Source organism: Lactobacillus sp. C449L (genome assembly GCF_059900815.1).
This window is the reverse complement of record NZ_JBWXGA010000024.1, coordinates 1-788: the sequence shown is the minus strand read 5'-3', so window position 1 is coordinate 788 and position 788 is coordinate 1. Positions and strand designations below refer to the sequence as shown.

At 68.8% G+C, this 788-nt stretch carries 1 protein-coding gene; it reads left to right on the top strand.

The window, feature by feature from the left end:
* Nucleotides 1–58 precede the first annotated feature (58 nt).
* Nucleotides 59–788 (top strand): hypothetical protein (locus tag AC2JF9_RS08050; RefSeq protein WP_500726764.1); only part of this gene is annotated, 730 nt, incomplete at its 3' end.

Below are 788 nucleotides of genomic sequence, written 5' to 3'. Positions count from 1 at the left end.
CAATTATACGGGAGCCCCGCTTGTCGGGGCGCTGCCCGATATCACGCTGAGGGGCCGCGTGCTCGATCCCACCAGCGGGACGATCACCAACAACGCCTTCGCCTCGCTGACCAGCCCGCTGGTCCTCGATCCCAACGGCTCCAACAATGCGGCGCCTCCGGTCGTGACCCAGGTGCAGCCCGGATCGGACCTGCGGGCCACCAAGACGATGGCCGCGATCAACCTGCTCGGCTCCCCCGCGACCATAACGATCGGCATCGTCAACGACGGGCCGCGTTCCGTCGCGGGCGCGACGATCAGCGACACGATTCCCGAATATTTCACGTTCGACGGCGTCCCGGCGGGCTGTTCGCTCGCGGGCCGGACGGTCACCTGCGACGCCGGCACCCTCGCCGCCGGACAGAGCAGGAGCTTCGCCATCTCCGTGACGGCTTCCACCGTCACCCCGGGGACCGCCTCCGCCGTCAATACGGCCCAGATCCAGCTTCCTCCCGGCGGCGCGGATCCGGATCTTGCGAACAACAGCGCCAGCGCGTCGTTCCGCGTCGTCGCCCCCACGGCCGACCTCCGCCTCCAGGGCAAGACGAAAACGCCGAACCCGGTCGCCGCGAACGGCGTGATGACGAGCGTCATCACGGTCCGCAACCTGGGTCCGTCCACCGCCAGCTACAGCCCGGCCAATCCGATCCGGATCATCGACCGGGTCTCGGCGGAGGAGACGTTCGAGGGCGTGGCTCCCGGCTCGCCGTGGAGCTGCAGCCAGAGCGGACTGGTCATCACCTGCGAAT